This window comes from Terrabacter sp. AAH1 (genome assembly GCF_054456855.1).
This window is the reverse complement of the sequence record NZ_JBTJJV010000016.1, coordinates 12,650-28,107: the sequence shown is the minus strand read 5'-3', so window position 1 is coordinate 28,107 and position 15,458 is coordinate 12,650. Positions and strand designations below refer to the sequence as shown.

Below are 15,458 nucleotides of genomic sequence, written 5' to 3'. Positions count from 1 at the left end.
CGCAACAGCTCAGCCCCAGCAACACACCCGGCAAAGGTCAACTGGGCGCGGCTGCAAACCGGACACCCTGACTGTTTCCGGGTGTGTTGCGGGTGGGTGTGCCCGACAGGGGGAGGAGCGGCGCAGGCCCCTCGGCACACGCCTCAGGCACACGCCCTCGGGTGCCGAGGTCAGTGGCGCTGGCGCCCGACCTCGACGACGCGCCAGCCCCGCTCGCGGGCCAGGTCGCGCAGCTCACGGTCGGGGTTGACGGCGACGGCGGTGCCGACGCGCTCCATCATCGGCAGGTCGCTGATCGAGTCGCTGTAGGCCGTGCACTGCGCGAGGTCGTAGCCCCGCTCGGCGGCCAGCTTCTCGATCTCGATGACCTTGCCGGCGCCGTAGCAGAACTCGCCCATGAGGTGGCCGGTGTAACGCCCCTCGTCGTCGAGCTCGCTACGGGTGGCGACGGCGCCCTCGAGGCCGAGCGCCGCCGCGATGCGGCTCACGAGCTCGATGGGCGAGGCCGAGACGACGATGCGGTCCTGGCCGAGCGCCTTCGCGTCGGAGAGCAGCGTCATCGAGGCGGGGATCGCCTTGCGCACGATGCCCGGGACGATCGCGTCGGTGAGGTGGATGATGTCGGCCTGTCGGATGCCGGCAACGGCCCGGAGGATGCGTTCGCGCAGTGCCTCCGAGCCGGCGTCGGTGGATCCCTTGCGGTGGAAGGTGATCGCGTTGACGGTGTCCTTGACGAGGTCGCGCCACGGCACGTGGCCACCACGGAAGGCGGCGATCGCCAGGGGGTAGTTGGCCGACCCGCGGATCAGCGTGCGGTCGAGGTCGAAGAAGGCGGCCGTCGGCGCGGGTCGTGCCTGCGCCTCACCCGACACTGGCCACCATCGGGAGGGCGGCGCGGCGCGGCGGGACCGGCGCGTTGACGGCGTTCTTCGGCAGCGCCTTGGGGCGCGGCGGCAGCGCGAGGCGGAAGACCTTCGCCCAGGCTTGGCCGACCTGACGGTGGATGGGGCCGGTGGTGTAGGGCAGGCCGTACCGCTGGCAGATCTCCCGCATCTCGACGGCGACCTCGTGGTAGCGGTTGCTCGGCAGGTCGGGGAAGCAGTGGTGCTCGATCTGGTGGCTGAGGTTGCCGGTCATGAGGTGCATGAGCTTGCTGCCCGAGATGTTGGCCGAGCCGAGCATCTGGCGGATGTACCAGTCGCCCCGGGTCTCGCCCTCGATCTCCTCCTCCGTGAAGGTGTCGACACCGTCGGGGAAGTGGCCGCAGAAGATGACCGAGTGCGCCCAGACGTTGCGGATCGCGTTGGCCGTGAACGTGCCGATGAGGGCCTGCTTCGACGACCCGAACGGCAACGCGGCGACCGGTGTGGCCACGTAGTCCTTGGTCACCTGTCGCACCACCTTGCGGCCGACGGCCTTGAGGTCCTTCTTGAGGGCCTCCTTGGACTTCTCGCCCTCCTTGACGGCCTCGAGCTCGAGGTCGTAGATGGCGATGCCCCACTCGAAGAAGGGAGCCAGCACCGCGTTGATGGCGGGGTTGAGGAGGTTGAAGGGACGCCACGGCTGGTCCTCGGCCATGCGAAGCGTCGAGTAGCCGACGTCCTTGTCCTTGCCCAGCACGTTGGTCCACGTGTGGTGCAGGTCGTTGTGGGTGTGCTTCCACGCCGCGGCCGGCGTCACGAAGTCCCACTCCCACGTCGTCGAGTGGATGTCGGGGTCGCGCATCCAGTCCCACTGGCCGTGCAGGACGTTGTGGCCGATCTCCATGTTCTCGAGGATCTTCGCGACCGACAGCATCGCGGTGCCGGCCACGAAGGCGCTCTTGCGCCTGGAGAGGAGCAGCGTGGCGCGGCCGGCGATCTCGAGGGTGCGCTGGACGCGGATGACGCGCCGGATGTACGCGGCGTCCTTGGCCCCGCGGGAGGCGATGATGCGGTCGCGCACGGCGTCGAGCTCCTGGCCGAGCCGCTCGACGTCGGCATCGGACAGGTGCGCCGCGGCGGCGGGACGCTTCGTGGGGCCGCCGGACGACGCGAGGATCGGCTTCCTGGGCCGGATCGTCGTGGTGGCGCCGTCGACGGCGCCACGCGCGCCGGTGGGCGCTGTGGTCGGTCGGTTCATGGTGGCGGTCATGGGTTTCCCTTCTCAGATGTCCAGGTGGACGGGTCCGGCGGCCGCGTTGACGCAGGTTTGGATGAGCTCACCCTCGTCGCCGTGCACCTCACCGGTGCGCAGGTCGCGGACCTTGCCGGCGACGAGCGGCGTGAGGCAGCTGCGGCAGATGCCCATACGGCACCCGCTCGGCATGACCACTCCGCAGTTCTCGCCGGCCTCGAGGAGGGGGACGTCGCCGCCCACCTCCACTTCCTTGTCGGACTTCTCGAACGTCACGAGGCCGCCCTCCCCGCCGGATCCCTCCAGCAGGACGGGCGCGAAACGCTCGATGGTGAGGTTCGTGTGCGCCTCGTCGTCCCCGTCGCGCAGCCACAGCTCGCTGGCCGCGTCGAGGAAGTCGGTGGGGCCGCAGGCGTATGCCGCCCGGTCGCGCCAGTCGGGACACAGCGTCTCGAGGTCGGTGACGGTGGAGAGGTCGAGGCGGCGGCCGCCCTGCTCGCGGGTGTACCAGTGCTCGACCCGAAGGCCCGGGAACTGGTCGGCGAGCTCGAGCAGCTCGTCGTGGAAGAGGGCGTCCTCGCGGGTGCGCGCCGAGTGGACGAGCACGACGTCGGCGTCCGGGCGACGCGGGACCAGGGTGCGGATCATCGACATCACCGGGGTGAGCCCGCTGCCGGCGGTGAGCATGAGCAGCGGGCGCGGGTGCTCGGGGAGCACGAAGTCGCCCTGCGGGGTGTCGAGGAAGAGGATGTCGCCGACCTTGGTGTTGCGGGCCAGGGCGGTCGAGACGAAGCCGATGGCGGTGACCGTGATGGCGGGGTCGTGGCCGACGGCTGCCGACAGCGAGTAGCTGCGCCACTGCCGCACGCCGTCGATCTCCACGCCGATGCGCGCCCACTGGCCGGCGGCATGTGGGTTCCAGCCGCGTCCGGGGCGGAAGTGGATCGTCGTCGACTCGGGCGTCTCGCGGGTCACCTTGGTGACGACGCCGCGCAGCTGACGGGAGGAGGACAGGGGGTTGAAGAGCCCGATGACGTCCTCGGGCGCGAGAGGGGTCGTCAGGATCGACGCCACACGCCGGAGAGCTCTGATCTGGGCCATACCTCCATGGTCGCGCTCCGACCCCTTCCCTGTCTTGCGGCGACGCGTAGGGTTTGAAGTGAGAAACTGTTGCGAGGCAACAAATAGGAGGTGGAGTCAGTGGCGCAGACCACTTCTGATCCGCCGTGGTTGTTTCTTCCGGCCGAAGTCAGCACAGTACTGCGTCCCGTCGTGGGTGACATCGTCGAGGCGATCATCGAGGGCATACCCCGTGACGTCCCGGTCTACGCGATGCCCATGGAGGGACGCTTCGGCCAGGGCGTCCGGCAGGGTGTGACCGTCGCGCTCAACCGCTTCCTCGACCTGCCCGGCACCCACCTGCCCGCCCTCTCCGAGGACGGCAAGTGGGTCTACGAGAGCCTCGGCCGCGGCGAGGTGCGCTCGGGTCGCAGCCTCGAGTCGCTGCTCGCGGCCTACCGCTACGGCGCGCGCGTCACCTTCCGCGCGATCTCGCGCACCATCGACGTGTCGCAGCTGCCTCCCGAGACGCTGCTCGCGCTGGGTGAGTCGCTCTTCGCCTACATCGACGAGCTGTCGGCCGCGAGCGCCCAGGGCTATGCGCAGGAGCAGTCCGAGCGCGCGGGCGAGCAGCTGCGGCTGCGGGGTGAGCTGCTCGAGATGATCCTGCGCGGGGACTCGAGCGATGGCGGGGTGGGGCGCCTCGCTGCCGCTGTCGGCTGGACCCTGCCCGACGTCGTCGTCGTGGCGCTCGTGCCGTTCCCGCACGTCGACGGCCTGCGGGCTGCGCTGGGCCCTGACGGGCTCGCTGCCGAGCGCGGCACCGACGTCGTCGTCGTCTTTCCCTTCGTCAGCCGCAAGCCGCGCCGGCGCGACCTCGAGCGGGCGCTGCGTGGGCGCCGTGCGATCGTCGGGCCTGCTCGTCCGTGGCAGCAGGCGAGCGAGTCGCTGCACCTGGCGGCGTCGGCAGGTGCCCACGGTCTCGCCCCCGGTCCCGACCAGCCCGTGCGCGACACGGCCCCGGTCTGGGTCGAGGACCACCTTGCGGAGCTCGTCGTGCACGCCGAGCCGCTCGCCACCCAGGACCTCGCCCGCACCCGTCTCGCCCCCCTCGACGGGCTGCGACCGGCCGTGCGCGAGCGCCTGACCGAGACGCTGCTGGCGTGGCTGCGCCACCAGGGCCAGCGGGCGCCGATCGCGGAGGAGCTCTTCGTGCACCAGCAGACCGTGGGCTACCGGGTTGCCCAGCTCAAGGAGCTCTTCGGCGACGCGTTGGAGGACCCCGAGGTCCGGTTCGAGCTGGAGCTCGTGCTGCGCGCCGGCCACCGCTGAACCACGGGGTCACGGACCGGGGGCGCGGGCGGGTCGCGGGCGACGGCATACGCCATGGGTGTCGTCGGGAACGACCACGCGTCAGAGCAACCGGATGGGCACCCCGTCGAGGTATGCCGTCACGTCCTCGACGACGCCCGCGAAGAACGTCGCGTAGACGTCGCGCGTGACGTAGCCGAGGTGCGGCGTGAGGAGCGTGCGCGGCGCCGTGCGCAGGGGGTGGTCGGCGGGCAGGGGTTCCTCGTCGAAGACGTCGAGGCCGACGCCACCGAGATGACCCCGTTCGAGCGCCGCGAGGAGGGCCGCCTCGTCGACGATGGGGCCACGTGAGGTGTTGACGAGCAGCGCGTCGGGGCGCATGAGCGAGAGCTCGCGCTCACCCAGCAGGCCGCGAGTCCCGTCCGCGAGCGGCAGGTGCACCGACACGACGTCCGAGGACGAGAGCAGCTCGTCGAAGGGGACCGAGCGCGCCCCGGCGGCCTCGGCGCGCTCCGGGGTGAGGCTGCGGCTCCACGCGACGACGTGCATGCCGAAGGCGCGGCCGACGGCGGCGACCTGGCTGCCGATGCGCCCGAGTCCCAGCAGGCCGAGCGTGTGCCCCGCCAGGTCGCGCCCGACCGTCGTCTGCCAGCCGCCCGTGCGCATCGCCTCGGCCTCGAGCACCACGTGGCGCGAGAGCCCGAGCACGAGGGCCCAGGTCAGCTCGGCCGGAGCGGTGGCGAGGCTGTCGGTGCCGCAGACCGTGATGCCGGCCTCGGCCGCGGCTGCGGTGTCGATGCTCGGGTTGCGGCGCCCGGTGGTGACGACGAGCCGCAGGTGGGGGAGGCGGGCCAGCACCTCGCGCGTGAGCGGCGTGCGCTCGCGCATGACCACCACCGCGTCGTACGGCTCCAGCCGCGCCACCAGCGCGTCGGGCTCGTACACGTGGTCGCGGAAGACGTCGACCGCGCACGGGCCCGTCGGGTGGGCGGTCACGGGAGACCAGTCGGCGCTCGTCAGTGCCACGCCCTGGTAGTCGTCGAGCACCGCGATCCGCACGGGGCAAGCGTAGGCGGCGGTCACCGACGGCGGCGTCCGGGCCCGGAATGCGCGAAGCGCCGCTCTCGTGTGAGAGCGGCGCTTCGTGTGCTGCGACCCCGACCGGGCTCGAACCGGCGACCTCCGCCGTGACAGGGCGGCGCGCTAACCAACTGCGCTACGGGGCCTTACTGGGTGGTGCGGGTTGAACTGTACTGCGTATCCCCAACGGGATTCGAACCCGTGCTGCCGCCGTGAAAGGGCGGAGTCCTAGGCCGCTAGACGATGGGGACCGGCCCTACCTATCCGTTGGGACGTCGAAACTATAGGGGAGTTTCGGGCACCCGCCAAATCCGCCGTCAGGAGCCTCGGATCGGCCCCCCGGTCAGCCCTTGGCCCACGCCCGCACGTCCTCGACCGGCCACGTCGTCACGATGCGCTCGGCAGGGATGCCGAGGCGTTCGGCGCGCTCGCACCCGAGCGACTTCATGTCGAGCTGGCCCGGGGCGTGGGCGTCGGAGTCGATGGTGAAGAGGCACCCGAGGTCGCGGGCCAGCTCGATGAGCTCGTCGGGCGGGTCGCAGCGCTCGGGGCGGGAGTTGATCTCTACGGCGACGTCGTTCTCGAGGCAGGCCGTGAAGACCTTCTCGGCGTCGAAGGCCGACGGCGGCCGCTTGCCGCGGCCGCCCGTGACGAGCTGACCGGTGCAGTGCGCGAGCACGTTGGTGCGGGGGTTGCGCACGGCGGCCACCATGCGCGGCGTCATCTCGAACGAGGGCTGCCTCAGCTTCGAGTGGATCGAGGCCGTGACGACGTCGAGCTGGTCGAGCATGTCGTCGTCCTGGTCGAGGGTGCCGTCGAGGTGGATGTCGACCTCGATGCCCTTGAGCAGCGTGAACGCGTCGCCGAGGCTCGCGTTGATCGCGTCGACGCGCGTCAGCTGGTCGGCCAGGCGCTCGCGGCTCAGGCCGTTGGCGACGGTCAGCCGGGGGGAGTGGTCGGTCAGGGCCATCCACTCCTGACCGAGCTGCACGGCGGCGAGCACCATCTCCTCGATCGGGCTGCCCCCGTCGCTCCAGTTCGAGTGGGCGTGCAGGTCGCCGCGCAGGGCGGCATACAGCTCGGCGCCCCCTGTGGTGAGCGGCTCGCCGTGCTTCTCCTCGGCGGACACGAGGTATGCCGGCAGGACGCCTCGCACGGCCTGCCCGATGATCGCCGCGCTCGAGTCGCCGATCCCCTTGATCTGCTTGAGGGTTCCGGCCTCGACGCGTTCGCGCAGCTCGTCGTCGGAGATCAGCGTGATGGCCTCGATGGTCTTGCGGAAGGCATCGATGCGATAGCTGCTCTCGCGGCCGCGCTCGAGCAGGAAGCAGATGCGCCGCAGGGCGTCGAGAGGGCTGATCGGTGCCTGCGGAGGGGTCGGCTGCTCCATGCCGTGCAGCCTAACGGCGCGGGCGGACGCCGAAACGGCCTCGCGCCGGCTAGCGCTGGAGGGGCGGGAGCGTGGAGCCGTCGGGCAGCTTGCCGGTGGGGACCGCCGTGGACGGCACGACGCGGACGAGGTCGCCGTAGCGCTGGGCGAGGAGGCCGGGGGAGGAGCCCTCGTCGGCCAGGACGACCACCGTGTCGGTGCGGGCGTCGAGCGAGAGGCCGAGGACCTGGACCCCCTTGGTGCGCCACGCTTCTCGCTCGTTGCCGATCTCCTGCTGCACGCGCGCCTTCTCGGCGTAGGAGTGCTTGACGACGACGAAGTCGACGTCACCGGGCGAGGGCATCGCGCCTCGCACGAACGACTCGAGAGTCGGGTCGTGGCGGGTCACGGTGACCACGAGGCGCGTGCCGGTGGCGTCGGCGGCGTACGCCCCGGAGAAGACGTCGGGCCAGCGTGTCACGAGCTGCTGCTCGACGGTGTCGAAGGCGGCCGTCTGCGGGGTCGCGAGGGTGCCGAACCAGGTCGACGCGTCTCGTTCCGGGGCGACGCTGGGCGCCACCGCGGGCCCGTCGGCGCCGCCGCTCTCGCGGAGCGACTGGGGGGTATTGCCCGAACCGTCGTCGGAGCCGCGGGCTGCACCGGTGACGTCCTTGGGAGCCTCGGCCGCCGAACCGGCGCTCGCGGTGGTCGTCGACGCCGACTGGTTGGTCACCCAGGCGGTGCCGACCGCGCCCACCACGACGAGAGCGGCAGCCGCGCCGAGCACGGTGTTGCGGCGCCGGGACGTGCGGGCCCGGCCGCGGATGAGGGCCCGCTGCACGAAGAGGTCGTCGCGTGGGGGCTCGAGGTCGTTCATGGTCGACAGCGCCTTTCGCAGCTGCAGCTCGCCCGCCTCGGGGGCGGAGCGCTGCTCCGGGGTGTCCGGGCCGAACCCGTCGTCGGTGGCACTCATGAGACGGCTCCTGCCCCGGTCAGTGGTGGCTCGGCGAGCCGGTCGCGCAGCACGGCCAGGCCGCGCGAGATCTGGCTCTTGATGGTGCCCTCTGCCACGCCGGTGCACTCGGCGATCTGGGGCACGGTGAGGTCCTCCCAGAAGCGGAGGACGAGGACGGCGCGCTGCTTCTCGGGAAGGTCGCGCAAGAGGTCGGTGAGGGTCATCGCGAGCTCGCGGTCGTGGTCGGTGGTGGGGGGCTCGGGGGCCTCGTCGGTGAGCACCTCGCGGCGCCGTTTGCGCTGGTCGTTGAGGTAGAGGTTCATCATCGTGCGTCTCGTGTAGGCGGTCTCTGCGCCGGCGGCGATGCGTGGCCAGGCCACGTAGACCCGGGCCAGCGCCTCCTGGACGAGCTCGTCGCCGTCGGCCCAGTTGCCACAGAGCAGGTAGGCGCGCCGGCGCAGCATCGTCTGCCGCTCCTCCACGAAGGCGCGGAACGCGGCCTCGTCCCTCCGTCTCATGTGCTCCCGCTCGTCGCCGTCGGTTCGGTCAGGTCGTCACTGGTGTCGTACACCCCCTTGGACACGGGGGCACCCCGAACCGTTGCATGCCGCCGTCAGGACACCCGGCCGAGCTCGAGGAGGGCGAGCATGAGCGCCGCGATCGTCTCGCCGTCGGTGATCGTGCCGTCGCGCACGAGGCCCAGCACGTCGGCAACGGGCACGGTGCGCACCTCGCGGATCCCCTCGAGCGCCCGCTCGCGCGCGCCCTCGCCCGTGTCGCCGTGAAAGCCGTGGACGGGCTCCAGGCCGGTCGCGAGGTAGACGACCTCGAAGGCGCGGCAGACGCCGTTGAGCGCGTTCATCTCCCCGACCCGGCGCCAGTCACGAGCCGTCAGGCCGGTCTCCTCGGCGAGCTCGCGGCGGGCGGCGACCAGAGGGTCCTCCCCGTCGGTGCCACCCGCCGGCACCTCGACCGAGGCGCCGACCGTGTGCCTGTCGATCGTGACGAGCACGACCTCGTCGTCGTCGGTGAGCGCGACGACGAAGACCGCGGGCCGCTGCAGCTCGACCACGCCGTAGATGCCCTCGCTGCCGTCGGGGCGGGTCACAGCGTCCTCCCGGACGCGGATCCAGGCGTTCTCGTAGACGAGGCGGGTGTCGCGGACGGGCCAGCTCACCGCGGCCCTCGCTCGAGGCCGAGGAGCAGCTCCTTGGCGGGCAGGCCGCCGAGGTAGCCCCCGAGAGAGCCGTCGGAGCGCACGACCCGGTGGCACGGGACGACGATCGGGAGCGGGTTGGTCGCGCACGCCGACCCCACGGCGCGGACCGCGCGCGGGCTGCCGGACGCCACGGCGACTTGGCCGTAGCTCTCGGTGGTCCCGTAGGGAATCTCCTTGAGGTGCTGGAGCACCGACAGCCTGAAGCCGTGGGCGAGTCGCAGGTCGATCGGCACGTCGAAGTCGCGTCGTGCGCCCGCGAAGTAGTCGTCGAGCTCTCGGGCGAGGGGGTCGAGGCGGTGACCGCCGCGGAGGATCCGCGAGCCGACCGTGGTGCCGAGCGACTCGAGCACACGGTCGTGGTCCTCGACGGCGAACGCGACGCGAACGACCCCGGCCTCCGTGGCCGCGAGCAGGAGGGCGCCGACGGGGGAGTCGACGACGCGGTAGGTCGCGTCGACGGACGACTCGGTGGTGGCGCGGTCGACCAGTGCGGCGTGGAGGGCCGCGAGGTGATCGGCCTCGTCGTTCGTGCCACTCTCGAGGAGCTGGATCGTGTGGTCAGACATGGAGGCTCACCCTTCCTTCGGGTGCGTAGGTGGACCGGAGCCGGGCGATGCCGTCGGCGGCGGCGCGGCGTGCCGCCGCGGGCGTGCCGCCGACGATGCGGGCGACTTCGGGGTGGGGCAGCCCGGCCACGTGGTGGTAGGCCACGCAGAGACGCTGCTTGTCGGGCAGGGCGGCCAGCGCGGCCCAGAGGCCACCGTCGGGCAGGGCCTCCTCGGGCTGGTCGCGGTGTGGGGCGGGGGCATCGGGAACCAGCGCCACCGGGACCGCGTGACGTGCCCTCGCGCGGGCGACGTCGACGGCCTTGCGGTGAGCGATGGTGACGAGCCACGCCCGGACGTTCGCGTCCTCGGGCAGGTCGGGCCAGGCGCGCAGGGCCGAGAGGAAGGTCTCGGACCACGCGTCGTCGGCCTCGTCGGGCCCCAGGACGGAGCGGCACACGCGCAGCACCACGGCACCGTGCTCGGTGACGGCCTGCTCGAACGGTCGCTTCATGTCCTGTAGACGCTCCGACCTGCGGAAGTGTGAGGTCCCAGTGTGGCGGACGCGGACGAGCAGCCTCGGGAGCGGCCGGCGACCCTCAGAAGAGGCGACCCACCTCGGCGGCAGCGGGCTCCTCGAGCGCGAGGAGGAAGCGCTTGCGTTCGAGCCCACCGGCATACCCGACCAGGGATCCGTCGGCCCCGATGACGCGATGGCACGGCACGACGACGGCGATCGGGTTGCGCCCGTTGGCGGTGCCCACAGCCTGCGCGAGGTTGCGGTCGCCGAGGGTCCGGGCGAGGTCGCCGTAGCTGCGGGTCTCGCCGTAGGGGATCTCGCGCAGCAGCGCCCACACGCGCTGGTGGAAGTCGTCGCCCTGCGGCGCGAGCGGTAGGTCGAAGTAGGTCAACGCGCCCGTGAAGTAGGCGGCCAGCTGCACCGACGCGGCGGCAAAGGGCTCGTCGGCGACGTCGCCCGGCTCGCCCAGGACGGCGGGGTCCTTGGGACGGTACTTCGCGGCATCCATGAGCAGGTGCGTGAGCGCCCCGTCCTCGGCGACGACGGTGAGGTCACCGATCGGCGAGGGCAGGACGACGTGCACGCGGCTCATGCGTCGTCGTCGCCCTTCCCGGCGCCGCCGTGGGCCGCCACGATGTCGGCGTGGGTGGGCACCGGGAACTCGGCGGCGTAGTCGCCGTAGGCGCGGGGGTCCTCGGTGGGCTCGAGGTGACAGGTCAGCGCGAGGTCGCCGAACTCGCGGTGCACGGCCTCCTCGACCTCCTCCACGAGGTCGTGGCCACGTTGGACGGTCCACGCCCCCGGCACGAGCACGTGCACCTCCGCGAAGCGGTGGTGTCCGGAGAGGCGCGTGCGCAGCGCGTGGAAGTGGACCTCGCGGGTGACGAAGCGCGAGAGGATCTCGGCGATCGCGGCGTTGTCCTCCTTGGGCATGGCGATGTCCATGAGGCCCTCGGTGGACTCGCGGACGAGCTTCCAGCCGGTCCAGATGATGTTGAGGCCCACGAGGAAGGCGACGACCGGGTCGAGGCGCTCGATGCCGGTGAGCGCGACGACGAGGACGCCGACGACCACTCCCGCGGACGTCCACACGTCGGTCATGAGGTGCTTGCCGTCGGCGGTGAGGGTGAGGGAGCGGTGCTGGCGCCCCGCCCGGAGCAGCACCATCGCCACGGCCCCGTTGACGAGCGACGCCACGACCGAGATGGCGAGGCCGAGGCCGACGTTCTCGATGGGTTGCGGCCGGATGAAGCGCTCGACGGCACTGACCACGATGACCACCGCGGCGACGAAGATCATCATCCCCTCGACGGCCGCCGAGAAGTACTCGGCCTTGGTGTGGCCGAAGTGGTGGTTCTTGTCGGCCGGCATGGCGGCGACCTTGAGCGCGATGAGCACCGCGACGGCCGCGACGAGGTTGACGACCGACTCGGCGGCGTCGGAGAGGAGACCGACCGAGCCGGTGATGCGCCAGGCGACGAACTTCAGGGTGATCGTCACGACCGCCGCCGCGATCGAGAGGTAGGCGAAGCGGCTCAGGTCGCGCGTCTGCTGCAGGCGGCCCGCACCCTCGGACGCAGGCGTGGGAGAGGTTGACACACCCCCAGTGTCGCAAAGGGCACCGACGACGGCCGGCGCCGACCCATACGTGGACGGGTGGTGAGGATGGTGGCGGAGCGGGTAGGGGCAGAGGTATCCGATCGTTGGCGAAAGGAGCCCGACATGGGTGTTGAGGACAAGGCCAGGAACATGGGCGAGGACCTCAAGGGCAAGGCCAAGGAAGCCGCCGGAAAGGTCACCGACAACGAGCGACTCGAGGCCGAGGGCGAGCGTGACCAGGCCTCGGCGGACCTCAAGCAGCGGGGTGAGCAGCTCAAGGACGCGGGCAAGGACGTCAAGGACGCCCTCGACCGCTGATCTTCCGGAGTGGGGTGGGCCGGTCTCTTCACGGGGACCGGCCCACTGCTGTCCCGGGGGCGTATGCCGCCCGGCTGGGGTGCCGGGACGTTCGTCCCCTTGCCAGCACGCCCGGGTTCCGTGAGTCTCGACGGGACGAACGTTTCCGCTCACTCGAGAGGCGCCAGACGTGACGACCCCGACGACGCATCAGACGACCGTTCCGGCTCCCACCGCCGAGGAGATCGCGGCGATGGACGCCTGGTGGCGGGCCAACAACTACCTCACCATCGGCCAGATCTACCTGCAGGACAACGCGCTGCTGCGAGAGCCCCTGCGGCCAGAGCACATCAAGCCGCGGCTGCTCGGCCACTGGGGCACGAGCCCCGGCCTCTCGTTCGTCTACACGCACCTGTCGCGGGTCATCCGGCACACGGGTCAGCAGACGATCTACCTCACCGGCCCGGGGCACGGCGGTCCCGCCCTGGTCGCCGCCGGCTACCTCGAGGGCACGTACTCCGAGACCTACCCGAAGGTGACGTGCGACGCGGAAGGAGTCAGGCGGCTCTTCCGTCAGTTCTCCGCGCCCGGCGGCATCCCGAGCCACGTCTCGGTGACCACCCCGGGCTCCATCCACGAGGGCGGCGAGCTGGGCTACGTCCTGATGCACGCCTTCGGTGCCGTCATGGACAACCCCGACCTGCTGGCGCTCGCAGTCGTCGGCGACGGGGAGGCCGAGACCGGCCCCCTCGAGGGCTCGTGGAAGGGCATCTCGTTCCTCAACCCTCGCCGCGACGGCGCGGTGCTCCCGGTGCTGCACCTCAACGGCGCCAAGATCGCCGGGCCCACCGTGCTCGGCCGCAAGGACCCCGCCGAGGTCCGTGCCCTCCTGGAGGGGCACGGCTACGAGGTGCTCGAGGTCGAGGGTGACGACCTGCCCGGCATGCACGAACGCTTCGCCGGGACGCTCGCGACGGCATACGGCCGGATCAAGGACATCCAGGCCGAGGCGCGAGCCGACGGGTGGGTCATGACGCGGCGACCTCGCTGGCCGCTCATCATCCTGCGCACCCCCAAGGGCTGGACCGGGCCCGACGAGGTCGACGGCGTCAAGGTGACCGGCACGTGGCGCTCGCACCAGGTGCCGCTGTCGGGCGTCAAGGACAACCCCGAGCACCTCGCCCAGCTCGAGTCGTGGATGCGTTCCTACCGACCCGAGGAGCTGTTCGACGACTCGGGTGCACCGAACGCGACTGTGCTGCAAGCGAACCCGGAAGGAGATCTGCGCATGAGCGCATCGCCGCACGCGAACGGCGGAGTGCTCACGAAGGACCTCGACATCCCCGACTTCCGCGACTTCGCCCGCGACGTGCCCGCGCCCGCGACCGTGCGGGAGGAGTCGACGAGGGCGATCGGCGAGCTGATGCGCGAGCTCTACGTGCGGAACCCGACGACCTTCCGGCTCTTCAGCCCCGACGAGACGAACAGCAACCGGGTCGGCGCGGTCTTCGACGTCTCCGACCGCATGACGGCCGAGCGGGTCACCGACGACGACGTGAAGCTCTCGCACCAGGGGCGGGTCATGGAGGTGCTCTCGGAGCACAACTGCCACGGCTGGCTCGAGGGCTACAACCTGACCGGCCGGCACGGGCTCTTCGCGACCTACGAGGCCTTCGCGATGGTGAGTGCCTCGATGACGGTCCAGCACTGCAAGTGGCTGCAGGAGGCCAACCGGCTCGACTGGCGGGCCAAGGTGCCCAGCCTCAACATCCTGCTGACGTCGACGGCGTGGCGCAACGACCACAACGGCTTCTCGCACCAGGGCCCGGGTCTCATCCAGACCGTGCTCAACGCCAAGGGTGACGTCTCGCGCATCTACCTGCCGCCGGACGCCAACTGCCTTCTCTCCGTGGCGGATCACTGCTTCAGGTCGAAGAACTACGTCAACCTGGTCGTCATCGACAAGCAGCCTCAGCCCCAGTGGCTGACCATCGACGAGGCCGTCGATCACTGCGCGCGCGGCGCAGGCACCTGGGACTGGGCCGGCAACGACGACGGCGACCGCGACCCCGACGTCGTGCTCGCCTGCGCGGGTGACGTCGTCACCATGGAGGCCGTCGCGGCTGCGCAGATCCTGCGCGAACGCTTGCCGCAGCTACGGGTTCGCGTCGTCAACGTCGTGGACCTCATGAGTCTCGCGCGACCTCGCAGCCACCCGCACGGCATGGACGACGTGCGCTTCGGCGAGCTGTTCACCGACCACGTCGACGTCGTGTTCGCGTTCCACGGCTACCACGGCGCGATCCACCAGCTCGTCCACGGCCGGCCAGACGCCGACCGCTTCCACGTGCGCGGCTTCAGCGAGGAGGGCACGACGACGACGCCCTTCGACATGGTGGTGCGCAACGAGGTCGACCGCTACCACCTGGTCATGGACGCCATCAACAACGCGGGGCGCCAGGTGAGGGGCTCCAGCGAGCTCAAGGAGTGGTGCGAGTCGCAGCTGGCCGAGCACGCGGCATACATCGTCGAGAACCTCGAGGACATGCCCGAGGTGCGCGACTGGGTCATGATGACGCCACTCGAGGGGTAGGGGTCAGTCGCGGCGTGGGGCCACCACGACCTCGACGCCGTTGTCGCGGAAGGCCTGCAGCGCAATCGCATCGGCGGAATGATCGGTCACGAGCGTCCACGATCTGGGCATGACCGCCCACGCGTGGAAGGGAGACTGGCCGAGCTTGTCGGCGTGCGCCAGCACGTAAGTGTGCTCGGCCCGGCTCATCATCAGCTCCTTGAGGCGGGTCTGCTCGAGGTCGGCCTCGCAGATGCCGCGCTCGGCGTGCACGCTGTCGGCCCCCATGAAGGCGCGGTCGAAGCTGAGCCGCTGCACCGCCGCCTCAGCCAGGGGGCCGACGAACGCCTGGCTCAGGGGACGCAACCGTCCGCCGAGGGCGATGACGTCGATGCCGGCGCTGTCGGTGAGGGTGCCCATCGCGCTGATGCCGGCCGTGACGACGGTCAGCTCGGTGAGGTCGGGCGTCTTCGTGATGGCGTCGGCGAGGGCGCCCATCGTCGAGCCCGCGTCGAGCAGGATCGTCTCGCCCGACTCGATCTGGTCGGCGGCCCAGCGGGCGATGTCGCGCTTGGCCGCGTGCGCCTCGCCGAGACGCTGGCGCAGCGAGGCCTCGGGGTGGTGCGCCAGGCTCATGACGCCGCCGTAGGTGCGGGCCAGCTTGCCCTGGGCGGTCAGTTTGGCGAGGTCACGCCTGATCGTCGACGCCGTGACGCCGAGCTGGTCGGAGAGCTCCTCCACGCTCGCGAGCCCACTGGTGGTGGCGAGGCGGACGATCTCGCCCCGACGCGTCTGTGCGGTGTGCTTCGCCACGCTG

At 71.2% G+C, this 15,458-nt stretch carries 16 protein-coding genes and 2 tRNA genes; 3 read left to right on the top strand and 15 right to left on the bottom strand.

The genetic code is table 11. The features are described 5' to 3' along the window. Positions 1-170: 170 nt before the first annotated feature. The 3 genes from ACXR8F_RS18920 to ACXR8F_RS18910 are packed head-to-tail and all read right to left on the bottom strand — an operon-like array spanning position 171 to position 3,216. Positions 171-872: an HAD family hydrolase gene (locus ACXR8F_RS18920; protein ID WP_458802855.1), complete on the bottom strand. Its 702-nt coding sequence runs from the start codon at positions 870-872 to the stop codon at positions 171-173. Continuing rightward, positions 862-2,133: a fatty acid desaturase family protein gene (locus tag ACXR8F_RS18915; RefSeq protein WP_458802853.1), complete on the bottom strand. Its 1,272-nt coding sequence runs from the start codon at positions 2,131-2,133 to the stop codon at positions 862-864. The genes ACXR8F_RS18920 and ACXR8F_RS18915 overlap by 11 nt, the downstream gene beginning before the upstream one ends. Positions 2,134-2,145: 12 nt before the next feature. Then, positions 2,146-3,216: a ferredoxin reductase gene (locus tag ACXR8F_RS18910; RefSeq protein WP_045190982.1), complete on the bottom strand. Its 1,071-nt coding sequence runs from the start codon at positions 3,214-3,216 to the stop codon at positions 2,146-2,148. A gap of 171 nt (positions 3,217-3,387) precedes the next feature. On the opposite strand from ACXR8F_RS18910, the gene ACXR8F_RS18905 reads away from it, so the two are divergent. Then, positions 3,388-4,506 carry a PucR family transcriptional regulator gene (locus tag ACXR8F_RS18905; RefSeq protein ID WP_458802851.1) on the top strand — a complete coding sequence of 373 codons (1,119 nt, stop codon included), beginning with the start codon at positions 3,388-3,390 and terminating at the stop codon, positions 4,504-4,506. An 81-nt stretch (positions 4,507-4,587) separates the two neighbouring features. On the opposite strand, the gene ACXR8F_RS18900 is transcribed toward ACXR8F_RS18905, so the two are convergent. The 11 genes from ACXR8F_RS18900 to ACXR8F_RS18850 all read right to left on the bottom strand — a co-directional run bounded on the left by ACXR8F_RS18900 (position 4,588) and on the right by ACXR8F_RS18850 (position 11,772). Continuing rightward, the gene (locus ACXR8F_RS18900) at positions 4,588-5,544 is read right to left on the bottom strand and encodes a D-2-hydroxyacid dehydrogenase family protein (RefSeq protein WP_458802850.1); all 957 of its coding nucleotides are present in this window, start codon (positions 5,542-5,544) and stop codon (positions 4,588-4,590) included. A gap of 93 nt (positions 5,545-5,637) precedes the next feature. Next, positions 5,638-5,711 (bottom strand) — tRNA-Asp (locus ACXR8F_RS18895). A gap of 32 nt (positions 5,712-5,743) precedes the next feature. Next, positions 5,744-5,816, bottom strand: a tRNA-Glu gene (locus ACXR8F_RS18890). Positions 5,817-5,908: 92 nt separating this feature from the next. Next, complete coding sequence (locus ACXR8F_RS18885; RefSeq protein ID WP_458802848.1) at positions 5,909-6,955, bottom strand: PHP domain-containing protein; 1,047 nt, start codon at positions 6,953-6,955, stop codon at positions 5,909-5,911. A gap of 49 nt (positions 6,956-7,004) precedes the next feature. Beyond that, complete coding sequence (locus ACXR8F_RS18880) at positions 7,005-7,907, bottom strand: hypothetical protein (protein WP_458802846.1); 903 nt, start codon at positions 7,905-7,907, stop codon at positions 7,005-7,007. Beyond that, positions 7,904-8,407, bottom strand: a complete 504-nt coding sequence (locus ACXR8F_RS18875; protein WP_458802845.1) for a SigE family RNA polymerase sigma factor — start codon at positions 8,405-8,407, stop codon at positions 7,904-7,906. Before ACXR8F_RS18875 ends, ACXR8F_RS18880 begins: the two co-directional genes overlap by 4 nt. A 95-nt stretch (positions 8,408-8,502) precedes the next feature. Next, a complete protein-coding gene (locus ACXR8F_RS18870; RefSeq protein WP_458802843.1) occupies positions 8,503-9,066 on the bottom strand; it encodes an NUDIX domain-containing protein in 564 nt (187 codons plus the stop codon). Beyond that, complete coding sequence (locus ACXR8F_RS18865; RefSeq protein ID WP_045190972.1) at positions 9,063-9,674, bottom strand: methylated-DNA--[protein]-cysteine S-methyltransferase; 612 nt, start codon at positions 9,672-9,674, stop codon at positions 9,063-9,065. The genes ACXR8F_RS18870 and ACXR8F_RS18865 overlap by 4 nt, the downstream gene beginning before the upstream one ends. Next, positions 9,667-10,167 carry an RNA polymerase sigma factor gene (locus ACXR8F_RS18860; protein ID WP_045190971.1) on the bottom strand — a complete coding sequence of 167 codons (501 nt, stop codon included), beginning with the start codon at positions 10,165-10,167 and terminating at the stop codon, positions 9,667-9,669. The genes ACXR8F_RS18865 and ACXR8F_RS18860 overlap by 8 nt, the downstream gene beginning before the upstream one ends. An 85-nt stretch (positions 10,168-10,252) precedes the next feature. Further along, positions 10,253-10,765, bottom strand: a complete 513-nt coding sequence (locus ACXR8F_RS18855) for a methylated-DNA--[protein]-cysteine S-methyltransferase (RefSeq protein ID WP_458802840.1) — start codon at positions 10,763-10,765, stop codon at positions 10,253-10,255. Next, the gene (locus ACXR8F_RS18850; protein WP_045190969.1) at positions 10,762-11,772 is read right to left on the bottom strand and encodes a cation diffusion facilitator family transporter; all 1,011 of its coding nucleotides are present in this window, start codon (positions 11,770-11,772) and stop codon (positions 10,762-10,764) included. The genes ACXR8F_RS18855 and ACXR8F_RS18850 overlap by 4 nt, the downstream gene beginning before the upstream one ends. A gap of 123 nt (positions 11,773-11,895) precedes the next feature. Here ACXR8F_RS18850 and ACXR8F_RS18845 point away from each other — a divergent pair, with 123 nt between their 5' ends. Both ACXR8F_RS18845 and ACXR8F_RS18840 read left to right on the top strand, forming a co-directional pair. After that, positions 11,896-12,090, top strand: a complete 195-nt coding sequence (locus ACXR8F_RS18845) for a CsbD family protein (RefSeq protein ID WP_458802838.1) — start codon at positions 11,896-11,898, stop codon at positions 12,088-12,090. Positions 12,091-12,259: 169 nt separating this feature from the next. Further along, on the top strand, positions 12,260-14,662 hold the full coding sequence (locus ACXR8F_RS18840) for a phosphoketolase family protein (RefSeq protein ID WP_458802836.1): 2,403 nt from the start codon (positions 12,260-12,262) through the stop codon (positions 14,660-14,662). Positions 14,663-14,665: 3 nt separating this feature from the next. Here ACXR8F_RS18840 and ACXR8F_RS18835 read toward each other — a convergent pair whose 3' ends face one another. Continuing rightward, positions 14,666-15,454: a DeoR/GlpR family DNA-binding transcription regulator gene (locus tag ACXR8F_RS18835; RefSeq protein ID WP_458802834.1), complete on the bottom strand. Its 789-nt coding sequence runs from the start codon at positions 15,452-15,454 to the stop codon at positions 14,666-14,668. Positions 15,455-15,458 lie beyond the last annotated feature (4 nt).